This window comes from Actinomadura monticuli (assembly GCF_041463655.1).
GTDB classification, from domain to species: domain Bacteria; phylum Actinomycetota; class Actinomycetes; order Streptosporangiales; family Streptosporangiaceae; genus Spirillospora; species Spirillospora monticuli.
Genome location: NZ_JAXCEI010000004.1, coordinates 487,564 through 503,230, shown reverse-complemented (window position 1 = coordinate 503,230; position 15,667 = coordinate 487,564). Strand labels below are relative to the sequence as shown.

The following is a 15,667-nucleotide window of genomic DNA, read 5'->3' as shown; positions in this document are numbered from 1 at the left end:
GCGCGGTCATGGACCCGCGCGGACAGCGGGAGACGCGCGGGCCGGAACCCGGCCGCGCGCCGGACGGGTGGTAGCGTCCGGCGCGTGGCCGAGGTCGTCGTGGCGCAGGGGCCCGCTCGCGAGGTGCCCGCCGGCACCGGGGCAGGCGGCCGGCGCCGCAGCCTGCCGCTCGCCGCGCTGATCGCGGCGAGCGCGCTGCTGTACGCGGCGTACGCGCTGATGCGGCTGCGCGCCTTCCGGACCGGCAGCTACGACCTGGTGATCTTCGACCAGGCGGTCCGCTCCTACAGCCGCTTCGACCTGCCGGTCGCCATGGTGAAGGGCGTCCACAACGGCTTCGGGCCCGGGTTCTCCGTCCTCGGCGACCACTTCTCGCCCATCCTGGCCCTGCTCGCCCCGCTCTACTGGATCCACGACGGCCCGGAGACGCTGCTCGTCGCGCAGGCCGTGCTGTTCGCCCTCGCGATCTGGCCCGTCTGGCGGTACGCCGAACGCAGGCTGGGCCCCGGCGCGGCCTACTTCGCGGCGGGCGCGTACGCGCTGTCCTGGCCGGTCGCCGAGGCGCTCGCGTTCGACTTCCACGAGGCCGCGTTCGTGCCGCTGCTGTCGGCGCTCCTGGTCGAGCGGTACGACGCCGGACGGCGCGGCCAGGCGGCCGCGGCGGCGTTCGCGCTGCTGCTCGTCAAGGAGGACATGGGGCTCCTCCTCGCGGGCTTCGGCCTCTACCTGCTCACCCGTCCCGACGAGCAGGACGGGGAGCGCCGCCTGCCGCGCGACCTGCTGCCGCGCGGCGAGCGGCGGGCCGGGCTCGCCTACCTCGCCGTCGGGCTGGCCGCCACCTGGGTCTCCTCCCGCGTGCTCATCGCCGCCTTCGGGGGCGACAACGACTACTACTGGGCGTACGGCGCGCTCGGTCCGGACGTGCCGCACGCGGCCTTCCACGCCCTCACCCGGCCGTGGGACGTCGCGGCCGTGCTCGTGGACCCGCCGCAGAAGGTCGCGACGACTGCGCTGGTGGTCCTGCCGCTGCTCCTGCTGCCGCTGGCGTCCCCGCTGACGCTCGCCGCCGTGCCGCTGCTGGCCGAGCGGATGCTCGCGAGCCGCTTCGGCAACTGGTGGGAGCCGCACTACCACTACAACGCGTTCGTCATCGCCGTGCTCGTCCTGGCGGCGGTGGACGGGGCGGCGCGGCTGCGCGGGCGGCCGCGGCCGGGCCGGAGCGTCCCGTCCGTCCTGCCGATGGCGGGTGTGCTGGCCGCCACGCTCGCCTGCGTGCCGTTCTTCGCCTACCGGCACCTGGCCGATCCGGCGCTGTGGAGCCCGAACGAGCGGGCCCGCGCGGCGTCGGCGGCGGCGGCGAGGGTCCCCGACGGCGCGCTCGTCGAGGCGGCCAACGGCGTCGGGCCGGCGCTGACGTCGCGCGCCCGCGTGCTGCTGTGGGACGAGCGGTCGCGCGGGGCCCCCTGGGTGGTCGCCTGCGTCGGGCGGCTGGAGTTCCCCTTCGCCTCGGTCGCCGAGCAGCGGCGGCGGGTCGGCGAACTGGAGGCCGCGGGGTACCGGGAGGTCTTCCGGCGGGACGGATACGTCGTGCTGCACCGGGACGTCCCCGCCCCGTGGTGAGGCGACCGCGATCGTTTGGACGGATTGTCCGGTGACCGGTTGATGAGATCACGGTCAGAATGCCGGTGAAGATACCGTTCGGATAAATACACCTACCGTTTCTGGGTACTTTGCCTGATACTTGAAGAAAGCCGTGACGGCGCGGCCGGTGCGGGAGCCACCTGCGCGAACACTCATGTGGCCGCCGCCGGAGCGGGCCTTGGGTGGAGTGCATGAGCGGTGCGATGCTGATCGGGGACGATGGAAGGTCACCGGCCGGAGGCGGCCCGGAATTTCCCGCCGGTGCGACAGTTCCGCGGCTAGGAAATTCCTTGAATAACGGTGCGGAGTCATGACATGCCGGCGCGAGGGGACGAGGAGGTCCGGCGCTGGGAGACGTGCGGGCAGGCGTGGATCGGCGTGCTCCGGTACGTCTGGGCGGCCGGGCAGGCCGGGCTGGAGGACGGCGGGCCCATCATCGAGGGGCCCCCGCTGCTGTTCGAGATCAGTTCGCTGAGCTGGGAGGACCCGATCCTCCACGAGCACGGCGACCGGGCGCGGCTGGTCCGGCGGGCCCAGGAGCGCACCCGGCGCGTCGTCCGCGGGCGGTACTGGCCGAGGCTGCACGACCTGGACGGGCACGACCAGATCCGGTGGGTGGTGGACCTGCTGCGGGACAGGCCGTGGACGACCAGCGCGTGGATCTCGCTGACGATCCCGGGCGAGCCGGCCGACGGGCTGCCGGCCCTGACCGCGCTGTCGTTCCGCATCCGCGGCTACCGGCTGATCATGACGGCGATGTTCCGGTCGCAGAACGTCCACCGCGGCTACCTGATGTACATCCCGCTGCGCGAGGTGCAGGTGGGCGTCGCCGAGAAGCTGGGGCTGCCGGCGGGGCCGCTGCGGGTCTTCGTGGACGTCCCGCACGTCCACGTCGCGGACGCCGAGCGGGTGGCGTCCGTGCTCGCCGCCGTGCCGGAGCCGAACGCGGCCTGACCGCCGCTGGACGTCACGGCCGCATGAGATGACAGACCAGGGCGAACGGGTAAGAGTCGGCACTTACCGGTGAGTCTCTCCCTGGCGGGAACCGGCGGCGTCCACGGGTTATAGACTCGGCTGCCGGGGGCGAGGGCCACGACGAGGTGACTCGCGACTTCACCTGCAAAGCACACAGAACCCACACTCTTCGAAGGACTGTTTCCTCTTGAGCAAGCCCGTCGTCCTCGTCGCAGAAGAACTCTCCCCGGCCGGCATCGCCGTGCTGGAGGCCGACTTCGACGTCCGGCACGTCGACGGCGGCGACCGCGAGCAGCTGCTCCCGGCCGTCGCCGACGTCGACGCGCTGATCGTGCGGAGCGCCACCAAGGTCACCGCCGAGGTGTTCCAGCACGCCAAGAAGCTGCGGGTCGTCGCGCGCGCCGGCGTCGGCCTCGACAACGTCGACGTCGAGGCCGCCACCAAGGCCGGCGTCATGGTCGTCAACGCGCCCACGTCCAACATCGTCACCGCCGCCGAGCACGCGATCGCGCTGCTCCTCGCCACCGCGCGCAACGTCCCGCAGGGGCACGCCGCGCTCAAGCAGGGCGAGTGGAAGCGCTCCAAGTACACCGGCGTCGAGCTGCAAGGCAAGACCGTCGGCGTCCTCGGCCTCGGCCGCATCGGCGTCCTCGTCGCCCAGCGCCTCGCCGCCTTCGACATGAACGTGATCGCGTTCGACCCCTACGTGCAGGCCGCCCGCGCCGCGCAGCTCGGCGTGAAGCTCGTCACGCTGGAGGAGCTGCTGGGCGACAGCGACTTCATCACCGTGCACCTGCCGAAGACGCCCGAGACCCTCGGCCTCATCGGCGACCGCGAGCTCCAGCGGGTCAAGCCGTCCGTCCGGATCGTCAACGCCGCCCGCGGCGGGATCGTCGACGAGGCGGCCCTCGACCTCGCCATCAAGGACGGCCGCGTCGCCGGCGCCGGCATCGACGTGTTCAGCACCGAGCCGTGCACCGAGAGCCCGCTGTTCCACCACGACAACGTCGTCGTGACCCCGCACCTCGGCGCCAGCACCCACGAGGCGCAGGAGAAGGCCGGCACGCAGGTCGCCCGCTCGGTGAAGCTCGCCCTGTCCGGCGAGTTCGTCCCGGACGCCGTCAACGTGCAGGGCGGCGCCGTCGCCGAGGACGTCAAGCCCGGCCTGCCGCTCGCCGAGAAGCTCGGCCGCATCTTCACCGCCCTCGCCGGCGGCGTCCCCGTCCGCCTCGACGTCGTCGTCCGCGGCGAGATCGCCGAGCACGACGTGAAGGTCCTGGAGCTCGCCGCGCTCAAGGGCGTCTTCGTGGACGTCATCGAGGAGACCGTGACGTTCGTCAACGCGCCGCTCCTCGCCCGCGACCGCGGCGTCGAGGTCACCCTCACCACCTCCGAGGACAGCCCCGACTGGCGCAACGTCGTCCAGGTCCGCGGCACGATGGCGGACGGCGCCGTCGTCTCGGTCTCCGGCACCCTCACCGGCCCCAAGCACGCCGAGCGGATCATCGAGATCAACGGCTACAACATGGAACTCGTCCCGACCGAGCACATGGCGTTCTTCTCCTACGTCGACCGCCCCGGCATCGTCGGCGCCGTCGGCAAGCTGCTCGGCGACGAGCAGGTCAACATCGCCGGCATGCAGGTCGGCCGGGACGTCAAGGGCGGCAAGGCGCTCATCGCGCTGACCGTCGACTCGGCCATCGCGCCGCAGCTCGTCGACGCCATCACCCGCGAGGTGGGCGCCGACATGGGCCGCCGCGTCGACCTCGAAGGCTGACCGGGAGCGGGCGTCCGCCCGTCGGACGCCCGCTCATCTCACACTTTGAGATTCTTTGCCACGGGTCGGGACAATTCCGCCGGGCCGGAGGTAATCTCGCAGGTAGTCATGCGGCGCTTCGTGGTAATCCTTCGCTGCCGCAGCGGGGCCTGATCATCGGCAGGCCGGCGCCCGCTGCGGAGGTTCTGCCTGGCCGTGAGTCCGATCCCCAGCCGGATCGTGCGAACCACGCCGACCGGCGGCCCTCACGCCACACAGCTCAGCGATCTTTTGGAGCATCCTCATGAACGACACCTGGACCGACACTCCCGCGGACGAGGCCGAGGAAGAAGCCGCCCGCGCCCTGCAGACCGCCCTGGACCGGCGCGCGGATTAACTGCATCGCCCTTGGCGTCAGGCGCTGCGGCGCCTTCCTTCAACGGGCGATGCGTGCGATCGCCGCATCGCTCCGACTCGCCTGGGGGCTCGCTGCGCGATCAGGTTCTCGCAAGCTCGAACCTGCCTTCGGAGGCGATCGCGACGGTTCGGTTCGGTGCGTGGCCGGCCCGATGGCCGGTCGCCCGGTGACCTGGTGCCGTGGTTGGGCGTGTGAGACTGGGGTTCATGCCGCCGGAGATCGCCTCTGCTGACGTTGTGCGGGCGTTGCGTGACGTCGCACGGCTCGGGCCGTACTTCGAGATCGTGGTAGAGGGGCTGGACGGCCCCGGGTGGCGTCCTCTCGCCGGTGATGCCGAGCGGTTGCGGACGCTCACCCGTGACTACTGCGAGCGGCTCGGGACGGTGGAGCGCCGGGTCGCGGCCTCGCTGGTGTTCCAGGGGCTCGCGGCTCGTCTGTGGTCGCCCGTCGTGGCTGCCGGGGCGGGTGGCGTCGTCCCGGATCTGAGCGGGTTGCGGTGGCGTTGGGCGCCAGGTGAGTCGATCACCCTGGGGCTTGCGGAGCCGCGCGGGTGGCGGGTCGAGGGCGTCGCGGAGGCCGCCTCGCTTGCTCACGCCGTGGTGGTGGACGGGCATCTGCGGCGTTTTCGGGAGGCGCTGCTGAGCTTCGTGAGTCTCGCGGACGGGCTCGTCTGGGGCAACGCGGCGTCCGCGCTGGCGGGGAGCTTGAACGTCGGGGCGGTCGAGCCGGAGCGGGCCGCGCTCGTGCGTGAGTTGCTCGGGCGCGCGCCGCTGGCGGGGACGGGGAGCTTCGGTGCCGACGGGTTCGTCCGGAGAAGTTGCTGTCTCTACTACCGGGTGCCCGGCGGCGGCATGTGCGGGGATTGCGGGCTCTTGACCGGATCGTGAGACGAGAGCCCACGCACTGAGACGTTTGCAGTAGAGTGCGCGCATGGCTTCGCGCAGCATTCGTCTGGCCGTCATTCCCGGTGACGGGATCGGCCCCGAGGTGGTCGCCGAGGGGCTCAAGGTCCTCGACGCGGTGTCCGGCGACCTCACGTTCGAGCAGACCTCCTATGACCTGGGCGCCGCCCGCTGGCACCGGACGGGGGAGACGCTGCCCGACTCGGTCCTCGATGAGCTGCGCGGGCAGGACGTCATCCTGCTCGGCGCGGTGGGCGACCCGAGCGTCCCCAGCGGGACGCTGGAGCGCGGGCTGCTGCTGCGGACCCGGTTCGAGCTCGACCACTACGTCAACCTGCGGCCCGTGAAGCTGTTCCCCGGCGTCCGGACGCCGCTGGCCGGCGTGACGACCGACGACATCGACATGGTCGTCGTCCGGGAGGGGACCGAGGGCCCCTACACCGGCGTCGGGGGCGTGCTGCGCAAGGGCACGCCGCACGAGGTCGCCACCCAGGAGAGCGTGAACACCGCGTACGGGGTCGAGCGGGTCATCCGGTACGCGTTCGAGGTCGCCGCGTCCCGGCCGCGCAAGAAGCTCACGCTGGTGCACAAGGACAACGTCCTGACGTTCGCCGGCGACCTCTACCAGCGGGTGCTGAAGCGGGTCGGGGCCGAGTACCCGCAGGTCACGACCGACTACGTGCACGTCGACGCGGCCACCATGTTCTTCGTGAGCCAGCCGCAGCGGTTCGACGTGGTCGTCACCGACAACCTGTTCGGCGACATCATCACCGACATCGGCGCCGCGATCGCGGGCGGGATCGGGCTCGCCGCGTCCGGCAACGTCAACCCCGACCGGACGGCGCCGTCGATGTTCGAGCCCGTGCACGGCAGCGCGCCCGACATCGCCGGGCAGGGCAAGGCCGACCCGACCGCCACGATCCTGTCCGTCGCCATGCTGCTCGACCACATCGGCGAGGGCGAGGCCGCCCGCCGGGTCGAGCAGGCCGTCTCGGACGACCTGGCCGAGCGCGCCGGACTCGGCGCGCGGTCCACGTCCCAGGTCGGCGACGCGATCGCCAAGCGAGTATCCGGATAGGGCACGCCGCCTGTCCGGCCGGACCGGGCGTGCCCTCGCGGCGCGCCCGGTCTTTCGGCATGTGCCGCGTGGAGGAGCAGGTCTAGACGAAGTACGACAATAGGGACTAGAGACGCCACAGCGGCGATGGGGCCGCCCGGCGATCCGCGAGAGGACGAACCGCGATGAGCGACACCCTGGAGTTCGAGATCACGCGCACCGAGCGGGCCGCGACCGCCGCCGAGCGCGCGGCGATCATGGCCGATCCCGGCTTCGGCCGGTACTTCACCGATCACATGGTCACGATCAGGTACTCGGCGGAGCACGGCTGGCACGACGCGAAGCTCGAACCGTACGGGCCGATCCCGATGGACCCCGCCTCGCAGGTGTTCCACTACGCCCAGGAGCTCTTCGAGGGACTCAAGGCCTACAAGCAGCCGGACGGCTCGATCGTCACCTTCCGGCCGCACATGAACGCGGCCCGGATGAACCGCTCCGCGAAGCGGATGGCGATGCCGGAGATCCCCGAGCAGCTGTTCGTGGACGCGATCGAACTGCTCGTCCGGACCGACGGGGACTGGGTCCCGGACACCGAGGGCCACAGCCTCTACCTGCGGCCCTTCATGTTCGCCACGACCCGCGCGCTCGGCGTCAACAGCCCCGCGAACGAGTTTCTGTTCATGGTCATCGCGTCGCCGTCCGGGCTGTACTACCCGCGCGGCATCAAGCCCGTCTCGGTGTGGCTGTCGCAGGACTACACCCGCGCGGCGCCCGGTGGGACGGGCGAGGCCAAGTTCGGCGGCAACTACGCGGCGTCCTTCGCCGGGCAGGCCGAGGCCGTCGCGCAGGGCTGCGACCAGGTCGTCTGGCTCGACGCGGTGGAGCACCGCTGGGTCGAGGAGGTCGGCTCGATGAACCTCATGTTCGTCTACGGCTCCGGCGCGGGGGCCCGCCTGCTCACGCCCGCCCTCACCGGCACGCTGCTCGCCGGCGTCACCCGCGACTCGATGCTCAAGCTGGCCCCCGACCTCGGCGTCCCCGCCGAGGAGGGCAAGATCAGCATCGACGAGTGGCAGGCGGGCTGCGAGTCCGGCGAGATCACCGAGGTGTTCGGCTGCGGCACCGCCGCGATCATCAGCCCGGTCGGCCGGGTGAAGGGCCGGGACCGCGAGTGGACGATCGGGGACGGCGAGCCCGGCGAGATCTCGATGCGGCTCCGCCAGGAGCTGGTCGGCATCCAGTACGGCACCCGTCCCGACCCCTACGGCTGGGTGCACAAGATCGTCTGACCTGCGCGTTCGCGGGCCCCGGCGGGATACGCGCCGGGGCCGTGCCGTCTCATGGTCTGAGATGGGTGTCCCGAGCATGGGGATCGTGTGGCAGACTGAGAGCATCATGCGCAACAGCCTCGTCATTATCGGCTGGCGCGCCGGCAGCTAACGGGACACCGCCGGCGCGCAGACCTCTCACGTCCGTGAGGGGTCTTTTTTGTGCCCTGGCGCCACCCTCTGGGGGTTCTCACCTATGCAAGGCGACGCGTTCCACGTCTACGACACCACCCTGCGCGACGGGTCGCAGCAGGAGGGGCTCAACCTCTCCGTGCCCGACAAGCTCGCCATCGCGCGGCACCTCGACGACCTGGGCGTCGGCTTCATCGAGGGCGGCTGGCCGGGCGCCAACCCCAAGGACACCGAGTTCTTCAGGCGCGCTCGAACAGAGCTCGACCTGAGGCACGCGCGGCTCACCGCGTTCGGCGCGACCCGCCGGGCCGGGGTGAAGGCGGCCGACGACCCGCAGGTCGCCGCACTGCGCGAATCCGGCGCGTCCGTCGTGACCCTTGTCGCCAAGAGTCACGACAGGCACGTCGAACTGGCCCTCCGCACCACCCTTGAGGAGAACCTCGCGATGATCCGCGACACGGTCTCCCATCTGCGGGCGGAGGGCCAGCGGGTCTTCCTGGACGCCGAGCACTTTTTCGACGGCTACCAGGCCAACCGCGCCTACGCGCTGGAGGCCGTCCGCACCGCCGCCGAGGCCGGCGCGGACGTCGTCGCGCTCTGCGACACCAACGGCGGCATGCTGCCGGACGAGCTGGCCGACGTCGTCAACGAGGTCGTCGGCTACGGGGTGCGGGTCGGCATCCACTGCCACGACGACTCCGGCTGCGCGGTCGCCAACACGCTCGCCGCCGTGAAGGCGGGCGCCACCCACGTCCAGGGCTGCGCGAATGGGTACGGCGAGCGCAGCGGCAACGCCAACCTGTTCACGGTCGTCGGCAACCTCCAGCTCAAGCGGGGCATGAACCTCGTGTCGGACGCGCAGCTCGCCGAGATGACCCGGATCGCGCACGCCGTCTCCGAGGTCACCAACGTCACCCCCAGCTCCCAGCAGCCGTACGTGGGCCTGTCGGCGTTCGCGCACAAGGCGGGGCTGCACGCGTCCGCCGTCAAGATCGACCCGGACCTGTACCAGCACATCGACCCCGCCGCCGTCGGCAACGACATGCGGATGCTGGTGTCGAGCATGGCGGGGCGCGCGTCCGTCGAGCTGAAGGGCCGCGAGCTGGGCTACGACCTGTCCGGCGAGAAGGCCAAGGCCGTCGTCGACAAGGTCAAGGAGCTGGAGTCCACCGGCTACACCTTCGAGGCCGCGGACGCCTCCTTCGAGCTGCTGCTGCGCGAGGAGCTGACCGGCGTCCGGCAGCGGCACTTCGAGGTCGAGTCGTGGCGGTCGATCGTGGAGCGCCGCCCGGACGGGTCCATGGTCAGCGAGGCCACCGTCAAGCTGCACGCCAAGGGCGAGCGGATCATCGCGACCGGCGAGGGCAACGGCCCCGTCAACGCCCTCGACAACGCCCTGCGCCTCGCGCTCGGCCGCCTCTACCCGGAGCTGGCGCGGCTGGAGCTGGTCGACTACAAGGTCCGCATCCTGGAGGGCGCGCACGGCACCGACGCGCGGACGCGGGTGCTGATCGAGTCCGGCGACGGCGAGCGCGAGTGGGGGACGGTCGGCGTCGAGGACAACGTCATCGCCGCGTCCTGGCAGGCCCTCGAGGAGGCCGTCACCTACTGCCTGCTCCGCGCGGGCCACGAGGCAGGCTGACCGACGCCCGGAGCGGAGCTCCGGCGGAGCGGAGGGCGGCGGTCAGCCCGCTCTTTCCGGGGGTGCGGGGGGCCGCCCCCTACAAGGGATGCTGAGCGGGAGCGGCCGGGGCCGGTCGGGCATGATCGGGGCATGAGCACTGAGATCACCGACAACCCCGCGAAGAGCCGCTACGAGATCAGGGTGGACGGCGACCTCGCCGGGTTCGTCGAGTACGAGACGGAGGAGGACGCCGTCGTCCTCATCCACACCGAGGTCGACTCCGCGTTCGAGGGCAAGGGCGTCGGGAGCGCCCTCGCCCGCGGCACGCTGGACGACGTCCGCGGGAAGGGGCTGAAGGTCGTCCCGCTGTGCCCGTTCATCAAGAAGTGGATCCAGAAGCACCCCGACTACCAGGACCTCGTCCGCTAGACGGCGCGCAGCCGGGAGCCGCCGCCCTCCAGCATCAGCCACGCCGACAGCGACGCCTCCTTCAGCCTGACCCGGACCCGCGAGTAGCGGCCCGGGTCGACGAGGCCGGGAGCGGGCGTGATCACCGTGTCGAACACGAAGTCGGACGTGACGAACGCGAGGTCGGCGCCGGTCTCGGCGACGCGCCGCTTTACCGCCGGCGCGTCCACCATCCGCCGCGTCGTGATGATGGAGACGCCGGCCACGCCCTTCGGCCCGCGCTGCACGGGCCCGACGTGCAGCGCGGCGCGGAGTTGCAGCCGGGTCGCCTCCGCGGCGCGCCGGTTGTGCCGCCGCAGATCCGCCGCCAGATGCGCGAGCATCGGGTCGACGACCCTGTCGGTCGGCGTGGTCGGCGGGACGATGACGAGCGCGCCGTCGCCGCGGTCCTCCTGGTAGAGGCGGCCGAAGTCGAGGCCGGACGCGGTGAACGCCCCGCCCATCAGGTCGTACATGGCGTCCAGGACGTACTGCCGGTCGGCGTCGGTGCGCGTCGGCGCGCTGAACCGCGTGATGTCGGTGATGAGGATCGAGCAGTTGCCCTGGACGGCCTGGAAGTCGTGCCTCTCGATCTGCCTCCGGTAGACCTGCTGCTCCAGCACGGCCCGCACGCGCGGATTGGCTTCCAGGAAGGCCCCGAACTCGTGGGCGTCGACGCGCAGCGCCTGGACGTCGCTCTCCGCCGTCACCGTGGCGGACCGGTCCCGGACCATCAGCGCCGCCCGCTCGCCGACCAGCTCACCGGCGCCGCGGAACGCGATGATCCGCTGCTCGGGGCCCTCCCGCACCCAGACGCGCGTCCAGCCGGACAGGATCACGACGACCTCGGCCGCGGGTCCTCCCTCCCGGCACAGGACGTCCTCCCTGGCGTACAGGTGCGTGCGCGCCCGCGCGAGCAGGTCGTGCCGCTCCACGGGCGTCAGCGCGTCCCAGAACGTCGCCGCCCCGCGCGGCACGGCCACCTCGGTGGCGGCCGCCATCGCGGGAAGCTCGGGGGCGAGAACGGGCGGCGGCGTCGACGGCGGCCCGGACGAGTCCTGCAGGGTGCCCGCCCGCAGGTGCTGGACGACCGCGTTCGTCATCGCCACCGCGGGAAAGGTCAGGAACGTCAGGACGCCGCTGATCGCGGCGGTGCCCGAACCGTCCAGCGCGTAGCCCAGCGCGACGGCCCCGAGCGTCACGGGCGTCATGGTCTTCGCGTTCACCGGCCCCGCGCCGGCCTGCGAGGCCGTCCGCCTCCGCAGCCGCGCGGCCCAACGGTTGAATCCCACGGAGTCTTCCTTCCCCCGGGGAGGTGCGGCGCAGTGCCGCCGGCCCCCGGCGTTGGTCAGGTCCCCACGTCTCCCAGAACTAAGATTAGGCTAGAATGCATATGAAGACCATATGAAAACTGCTCGGAAGTCAGTGATGATTCTGTCACTTGATGGCAAGTCGCCAAGTTCCGGAGGTTTCCCGGCCGCGCGGCGGGGGAATCTCTCACGTACATGCTGTACGCGGGGCATGGATTTGCTGACGGAGGGCTGTATGGTCGCCTGACCGGCGAGGTACCCGGTCCCGGCGCCGGAACGCATGGGGGCGTGCCGGGCTGCGCGCCCCGGATTGGAGTGAGCGCTCATGACGAACCCTCGGGCAGCCTCCGACGCCGCGGGCGGATCCGCGGACGCCGAGGATCCGGGCCGCCGGGCCGACGCCGCCCCGCAGAGCGAGCGCGTCACGGTCAACCTGACCGGCAAGGCCGTCCAGGCCCTCCAGCGCCTCCAGGAGCAGACCGGCTACAACAAGACCGACTGCATCAACCGCGCACTGATCATCGCCGGCGAGATCGAAGGCATGTCCCGCGACCCCGGCGCCTTCTACTGGCGCGAGACCCCCGAAAGCGACCTGATGCTCGTCCGCTTCGTCTGACCGTCCTCCAGCCCCCGCCCGCTCGCCCTCGCGCCCGCGTCAGAAGCCGACCGGCCGGACGCCGTAGGGGAGGGTTACGGAGAGGAAACGGATCTTGTTCGCGCCGGGCCTGTGGACGGTGACCGTGTGCCGGAAGGCGTCGCCGTACGCGGCCGGCCTTGCGCAGCTCGAGGATCGCGGCCTTGATCGTGTTGCGGGACGCGCCAGCGCTCGGCCAGCTCCGTCTCGGACGGCAGCGCGTCGCCCGGTGCCAGGCGCCCGTCGTCGATCTGGGCCTGGAGGTCCTGGACGATCTCGACGTACTTGGGCCGGGCGCCTGGCATGGGGGTCCCTCCTCGTCGGGGGTGGGAGGCGGTCTGGCTATGTTGCGTCGTGTTCGATGATGCGTTGCGGCTCGGTCTGCGGGGTAGTGGAGATGGCTCGCTGGAAGAGGGCGCCCGAAGGTGTGCGGTCGCTGGTCTCGCGTACGTCGACGTCCTTGAAGCCCTGGCGACAGTAGTACTCGTGGAGTGCGTGATTGTCGGTCCACACGTCGATCCGCACCAGCTCCGCGTGGCGCAGCCGGGACGCGCCCTTGCGCGCCGCCCAGTCGATGAGTTCGGCTCCCAGCCCGATGCCGGCGTGGTCCCGGTCGATGACCAGGCGGTGCAGGTACACCGCCTCGGTCTCCCGCTCTTCCGGAGTCCAGAGCTCCTCGTGGCCGGCCAGCTTGATGGAGACGGTGCCGATCGCGTCCTGGCCGTCGAACAGGAGCCAGGTCTCCCCGTTGACGAGGGCATCGTGGACCCGTTTCATGCGGCCGTCCGGGTGGGGCCAAGGGGTGGCCCACTGGGTGGTGTCCTTGTTCTCGCGCAGCCAGTCGGCCGCGTGGTCGATGAGCCCCAGGACGACGTCGAGTTCGTCCGGCCGGGCGATGCGGATGCGGTAGCTGCGGTCTGCGGCCCGGCTGCGCTGGCGGGCCCCGGTGTCTGTGTCCACGTGCTCCTGACTCCGAGAAAGAACGAGGCCCCCGCCTCCCGGCCGGGTCATGGGAGCACTGCGGCTCCCTTTCGGTCGGGAAGGGGGGCGTATGGACAAGTCGTGACGGCCGCCGTGGTCGGGCGGCGGGCTACCCGCTTCCGGCGTCGTCGTCCGGTGGGGATTCGTCCGGCCCGGCCTCGGTGGACGCCAGCCCGGGGGTCTTGAGGACGGCGGCGGGGACGTCGCCGTCGTTGTAGTGCAGCCGCGTGCGGTCGGCGGGCCAGACCGTCACGGTGACGCGGAACGCCTTGCCGTCGGCGGAGTAGGCGGTCCGGACGGTCTCGAAGACGATGCTCGCCGCGGAGTCGCCGAGGCTGAAGAACCGCTTCTCGTTCTCGTCCGGGACGCGGGCCTTGATCTCGTCGTGGAAGCCGACCTCGCGGTAGCCGAGCGTCTTGCCCAGGTACGCGACGGCGCCCTCGGGGATGTCGCGCGGGAGGAGCAGGCGGGACGCGCCGTCGGTGGCGAACTCGAGCGGGTAGAAGGACGTCTGCAGGACCCACGGCTTGTCGTCGAGGAAGATCTCCTGGTGCCGGGAGATGAACTCCGAGCCGGTCTTCATCTGCAGGTACCGGGCGATGACCTTGGTGCCCTCCTGGACCTCCACCTTGACCTGCGACACCGACGCGTTCCAGGTCGCGGGGACGGCGGCGTCGCGGTTGTACCACTCCTCCGACACGGCGCCGGGCGCGAGCCCGAGCTCGACCGCGCGGAGCGTGACGTGCACGATGTCGGGCTGGGGCACGACGAACGTCCCCTTGCCCTGCTCCGACACGACGTACCCCTGCTGGCGGAGCCAGGCGAGCGCGTCCCGGACGGTGTTGCGGGACGCGCGGTAGTGCCGCTCCAGGTCCTTCTCGGGCGGCAGCGGCCGCCGGTCGGACGCGCCGTCCGCGGGGGCGAGGTCGCCCGATTCGATGCGCCGGCGCAGGTCATCGGCGATGTCACGCCAGCGGAGAGGCGTTGTGCGAGCCATCGGATCCGCTCCCTTCCCAGCCGGTCCGCTTCCGGGCCTGTGCCGACCGCCGGACGAGCGAGACAGTGCACAGAACCGGACTTCTGAATAAGTACTTCCCGCCCAACGTGTTTGCAATCTCAAAAAAGGGTACACCTTGGGTGAGCGACTTGTTGGGACAAGTCCACTACTGAAAAACTTTGACAACAGTAGCAGCAGGATGTGCTGGATGTAAGGGATATCGCGAACCACCCGGAGGAGGTTCACATGACCGCGATGATCATGCTGTGGGTAGTCCCTCCCGCGGCGCTCTTCCTGAGCCTGGCGCTCTATGTCGTCAGCCTCGGCTTCCGGACGAGGAACGTGGACCTCCGTGGTGAGCCGCCCGCGCAGGCGGAGGCCGGCCCCTCGTACCGGCCGGTGCTGCTCACCGTCCGGGGCCTGAACGAGCCGCGCGCATGATCTCGGGTCGCCGCCGAGCGGGCCGCTGACCTAGGGAGTTCGAGGTGGAAGAGCGGATGGACGCGGCGCCCGGCGCGCCGCAGCAGCCGATCGCGTTCGAGCCGGCCGGACCGGTCGCTCGCAGAGAGCTGGTCCTGGCGGACGAGCCCAGCGCCGCGGCTGATCCCGAGCTGTGGCGATCACCGGCGCCGGAGCTCCTCGCGGCGCGGGAGCCGTGGGCCGGGGCCGTGCGGATGGCGGTCACCGGGGCCACGGTCCTCGTGATCACCGCCGAGCTGGGCCGGCGGGCGGGTGCGCCGGTGCGGCTCACGGCGCTCTGCTCGGCGGGGGCGTGCGCCGTGGTCGTCGGTCCGTGGCTCGCCTCGCAGTTCGGTCCGGTGCCGGCCGCGCCGGCCGCCCCCCGGTTCGCCGCGACCCGGGCTGGCTGAGGGGGAACAGGAGCGACCAAGGAGGCTGAAGGGAGGTATGTGGCGAAAGGGCCTGTTTGGCCTGCCTTCAGTCAGATTTCTCCCTCAAAAACAGGACAATCAGGATCAACTTCCCTCATACTTCGTAAAGAGACCGAAGAGAGGGATGAACCAGTGATCGACCGCATTCGGCCCCTGCCTCACTCGGACCCGTTCGTCGACGTCACCCGCGGATACATCACCAGCGTCGGCGACGCGCTCCAGGCCGGCGGGGTGCCGCTCTCGAACGTCTGGCTCGACCCGTGCGACCCGCGCGACGCCACCTTCGTCCTCGGGCTCAAGGCCCTCGTGTGGAACGAGTCCGAGGGATTCGTGCTCGGCGAGTTCGTCTCCGGGGAGCCCGGTGTGCGTACGGTCTTGCGCGACCCCGTGCGGCTCGGCGGCGGCGTGCTGCCCGATCCCCGGTCCGTCCCGCGGCTGCTGAACCGTGATGCGGCGGGCGCGCCCGAGCCGCCGCGGTCGTACAGTGCGGGACACGACGGTTTCGAGGACGCGCTGGTCCGCCACTCCAGCAGCTGAAACCGGTCGTTCGAAAGAACGAGGAGGTTTCCACCAGT

At 71.3% G+C, this 15,667-nt stretch carries 15 protein-coding genes and 1 pseudogene; 12 read left to right on the top strand and 4 right to left on the bottom strand.

Going from position 1 to position 15,667, the window contains the following annotated elements; genetic code table 11:
• Nucleotides 1–84: 84 nt before the first annotated feature.
• From SM611_RS11640 to SM611_RS11605, 8 genes and pseudogenes are all read left to right on the top strand, one after another.
• On the top strand, nt 85–1,620 hold the full coding sequence (locus SM611_RS11640) for a DUF2079 domain-containing protein (RefSeq protein ID WP_371949415.1): 1,536 nt from the start codon (nt 85–87) through the stop codon (nt 1,618–1,620).
• A gap of 336 nt (nt 1,621–1,956) precedes the next feature.
• Complete coding sequence (locus SM611_RS11635; RefSeq protein WP_371949414.1) at nt 1,957–2,595, top strand: thymidylate synthase family protein; 639 nt, start codon at nt 1,957–1,959, stop codon at nt 2,593–2,595.
• A gap of 208 nt (nt 2,596–2,803) precedes the next feature.
• A complete protein-coding gene (gene serA / locus SM611_RS11630) occupies nt 2,804–4,393 on the top strand; it encodes a phosphoglycerate dehydrogenase (protein ID WP_371949413.1) in 1,590 nt (529 codons plus the stop codon).
• A 603-nt stretch (nt 4,394–4,996) separates the two neighbouring features.
• A complete protein-coding gene (locus SM611_RS11625) occupies nt 4,997–5,677 on the top strand; it encodes a (2Fe-2S)-binding protein (RefSeq protein ID WP_371949411.1) in 681 nt (226 codons plus the stop codon).
• A 43-nt stretch (nt 5,678–5,720) separates the two neighbouring features.
• Nucleotides 5,721–6,770 (top strand): 3-isopropylmalate dehydrogenase, encoded by a 1,050-nt coding sequence (locus SM611_RS11620; protein ID WP_371949410.1) that lies wholly within the window; start codon nt 5,721–5,723, stop codon nt 6,768–6,770.
• 164 nt (nt 6,771–6,934) lie between these two features.
• Nucleotides 6,935–8,038, top strand: coding sequence for a branched-chain amino acid aminotransferase (locus SM611_RS11615; RefSeq protein ID WP_371949409.1), 1,104 nt, complete (start codon nt 6,935–6,937; stop codon nt 8,036–8,038).
• A 235-nt stretch (nt 8,039–8,273) separates the two neighbouring features.
• Nucleotides 8,274–9,851 carry a citramalate synthase gene (cimA, locus tag SM611_RS11610; protein ID WP_371949407.1) on the top strand — a complete coding sequence of 526 codons (1,578 nt, stop codon included), beginning with the start codon at nt 8,274–8,276 and terminating at the stop codon, nt 9,849–9,851.
• Nucleotides 9,852–9,974: 123 nt separating this feature from the next.
• Nucleotides 9,975–10,262, top strand: a pseudogene (locus SM611_RS11605) (GNAT family N-acetyltransferase); the annotation flags it as partial.
• Here SM611_RS11605 and SM611_RS11600 read toward each other — a convergent pair.
• The gene (locus tag SM611_RS11600) at nt 10,259–11,572 is read right to left on the bottom strand and encodes a Crp/Fnr family transcriptional regulator (RefSeq protein WP_371949406.1); all 1,314 of its coding nucleotides are present in this window, start codon (nt 11,570–11,572) and stop codon (nt 10,259–10,261) included. The pseudogene SM611_RS11605 and the gene SM611_RS11600 sit on opposite strands and share 4 nt — an antisense overlap.
• A 343-nt stretch (nt 11,573–11,915) precedes the next feature.
• On the opposite strand from SM611_RS11600, the gene SM611_RS11595 reads away from it, so the two are divergent.
• On the top strand, nt 11,916–12,206 hold the full coding sequence (locus tag SM611_RS11595; RefSeq protein WP_371949405.1) for a hypothetical protein: 291 nt from the start codon (nt 11,916–11,918) through the stop codon (nt 12,204–12,206).
• Nucleotides 12,207–12,280: 74 nt separating this feature from the next.
• Here the strand turns inward: SM611_RS11595 and SM611_RS11590 are convergent, their stop codons facing one another.
• The 3 genes from SM611_RS11590 to SM611_RS11580 all read right to left on the bottom strand — a co-directional run bounded on the left by SM611_RS11590 (nt 12,281) and on the right by SM611_RS11580 (nt 14,202).
• Nucleotides 12,281–12,529, bottom strand: coding sequence for a GntR family transcriptional regulator (locus SM611_RS11590; RefSeq protein WP_371949403.1), 249 nt, complete (start codon nt 12,527–12,529; stop codon nt 12,281–12,283).
• A gap of 37 nt (nt 12,530–12,566) precedes the next feature.
• Nucleotides 12,567–13,184 carry a GNAT family N-acetyltransferase gene (locus tag SM611_RS11585; protein ID WP_371949402.1) on the bottom strand — a complete coding sequence of 206 codons (618 nt, stop codon included), beginning with the start codon at nt 13,182–13,184 and terminating at the stop codon, nt 12,567–12,569.
• Between the two features lie 130 nt (nt 13,185–13,314).
• Nucleotides 13,315–14,202, bottom strand: a complete 888-nt coding sequence (locus SM611_RS11580) for a GntR family transcriptional regulator (protein ID WP_371949400.1) — start codon at nt 14,200–14,202, stop codon at nt 13,315–13,317.
• Between the two features lie 246 nt (nt 14,203–14,448).
• Between SM611_RS11580 and SM611_RS11575 the strand changes: the two genes are divergently transcribed.
• The 3 genes from SM611_RS11575 to SM611_RS11565 all read left to right on the top strand — a co-directional run bounded on the left by SM611_RS11575 (nt 14,449) and on the right by SM611_RS11565 (nt 15,629).
• Nucleotides 14,449–14,643: a hypothetical protein gene (locus tag SM611_RS11575; protein ID WP_371949399.1), complete on the top strand. Its 195-nt coding sequence runs from the start codon at nt 14,449–14,451 to the stop codon at nt 14,641–14,643.
• Between the two features lie 44 nt (nt 14,644–14,687).
• Nucleotides 14,688–15,071 (top strand): ATP-binding cassette domain-containing protein, encoded by a 384-nt coding sequence (locus SM611_RS11570; protein ID WP_371949397.1) that lies wholly within the window; start codon nt 14,688–14,690, stop codon nt 15,069–15,071.
• A gap of 153 nt (nt 15,072–15,224) precedes the next feature.
• The gene (locus SM611_RS11565; RefSeq protein WP_371949396.1) at nt 15,225–15,629 is read left to right on the top strand and encodes a DUF6292 family protein; all 405 of its coding nucleotides are present in this window, start codon (nt 15,225–15,227) and stop codon (nt 15,627–15,629) included.
• Nucleotides 15,630–15,667: the final 38 nt, after the last annotated feature.

Bases quoted from the DNA above. Each gene is read 5' to 3' on its own strand.
- SM611_RS11635 (WP_371949414.1), top strand. From the start codon at position 1,957: ATGCCGGCGCGAGGGGACGAGGAGGTCCGGCGCTGGGAGACGTGCGGG.
- SM611_RS11625 (WP_371949411.1), top strand. From the start codon at position 4,997: ATGCCGCCGGAGATCGCCTCTGCTGACGTTGTGCGGGCGTTGCGTGAC.
- SM611_RS11620 (WP_371949410.1), top strand. From the start codon at position 5,721: ATGGCTTCGCGCAGCATTCGTCTGGCCGTCATTCCCGGTGACGGGATC.
- SM611_RS11615 (WP_371949409.1), top strand. From the start codon at position 6,935: ATGAGCGACACCCTGGAGTTCGAGATCACGCGCACCGAGCGGGCCGCG.
- cimA (WP_371949407.1), top strand. From the start codon at position 8,274: ATGCAAGGCGACGCGTTCCACGTCTACGACACCACCCTGCGCGACGGG.
- SM611_RS11595 (WP_371949405.1), top strand. From the start codon at position 11,916: ATGACGAACCCTCGGGCAGCCTCCGACGCCGCGGGCGGATCCGCGGAC.
- SM611_RS11590 (WP_371949403.1), bottom strand. From the start codon at position 12,529: ATGCCAGGCGCCCGGCCCAAGTACGTCGAGATCGTCCAGGACCTCCAG.
- SM611_RS11580 (WP_371949400.1), bottom strand. From the start codon at position 14,202: ATGGCTCGCACAACGCCTCTCCGCTGGCGTGACATCGCCGATGACCTG.
- SM611_RS11575 (WP_371949399.1), top strand. From the start codon at position 14,449: ATGACCGCGATGATCATGCTGTGGGTAGTCCCTCCCGCGGCGCTCTTC.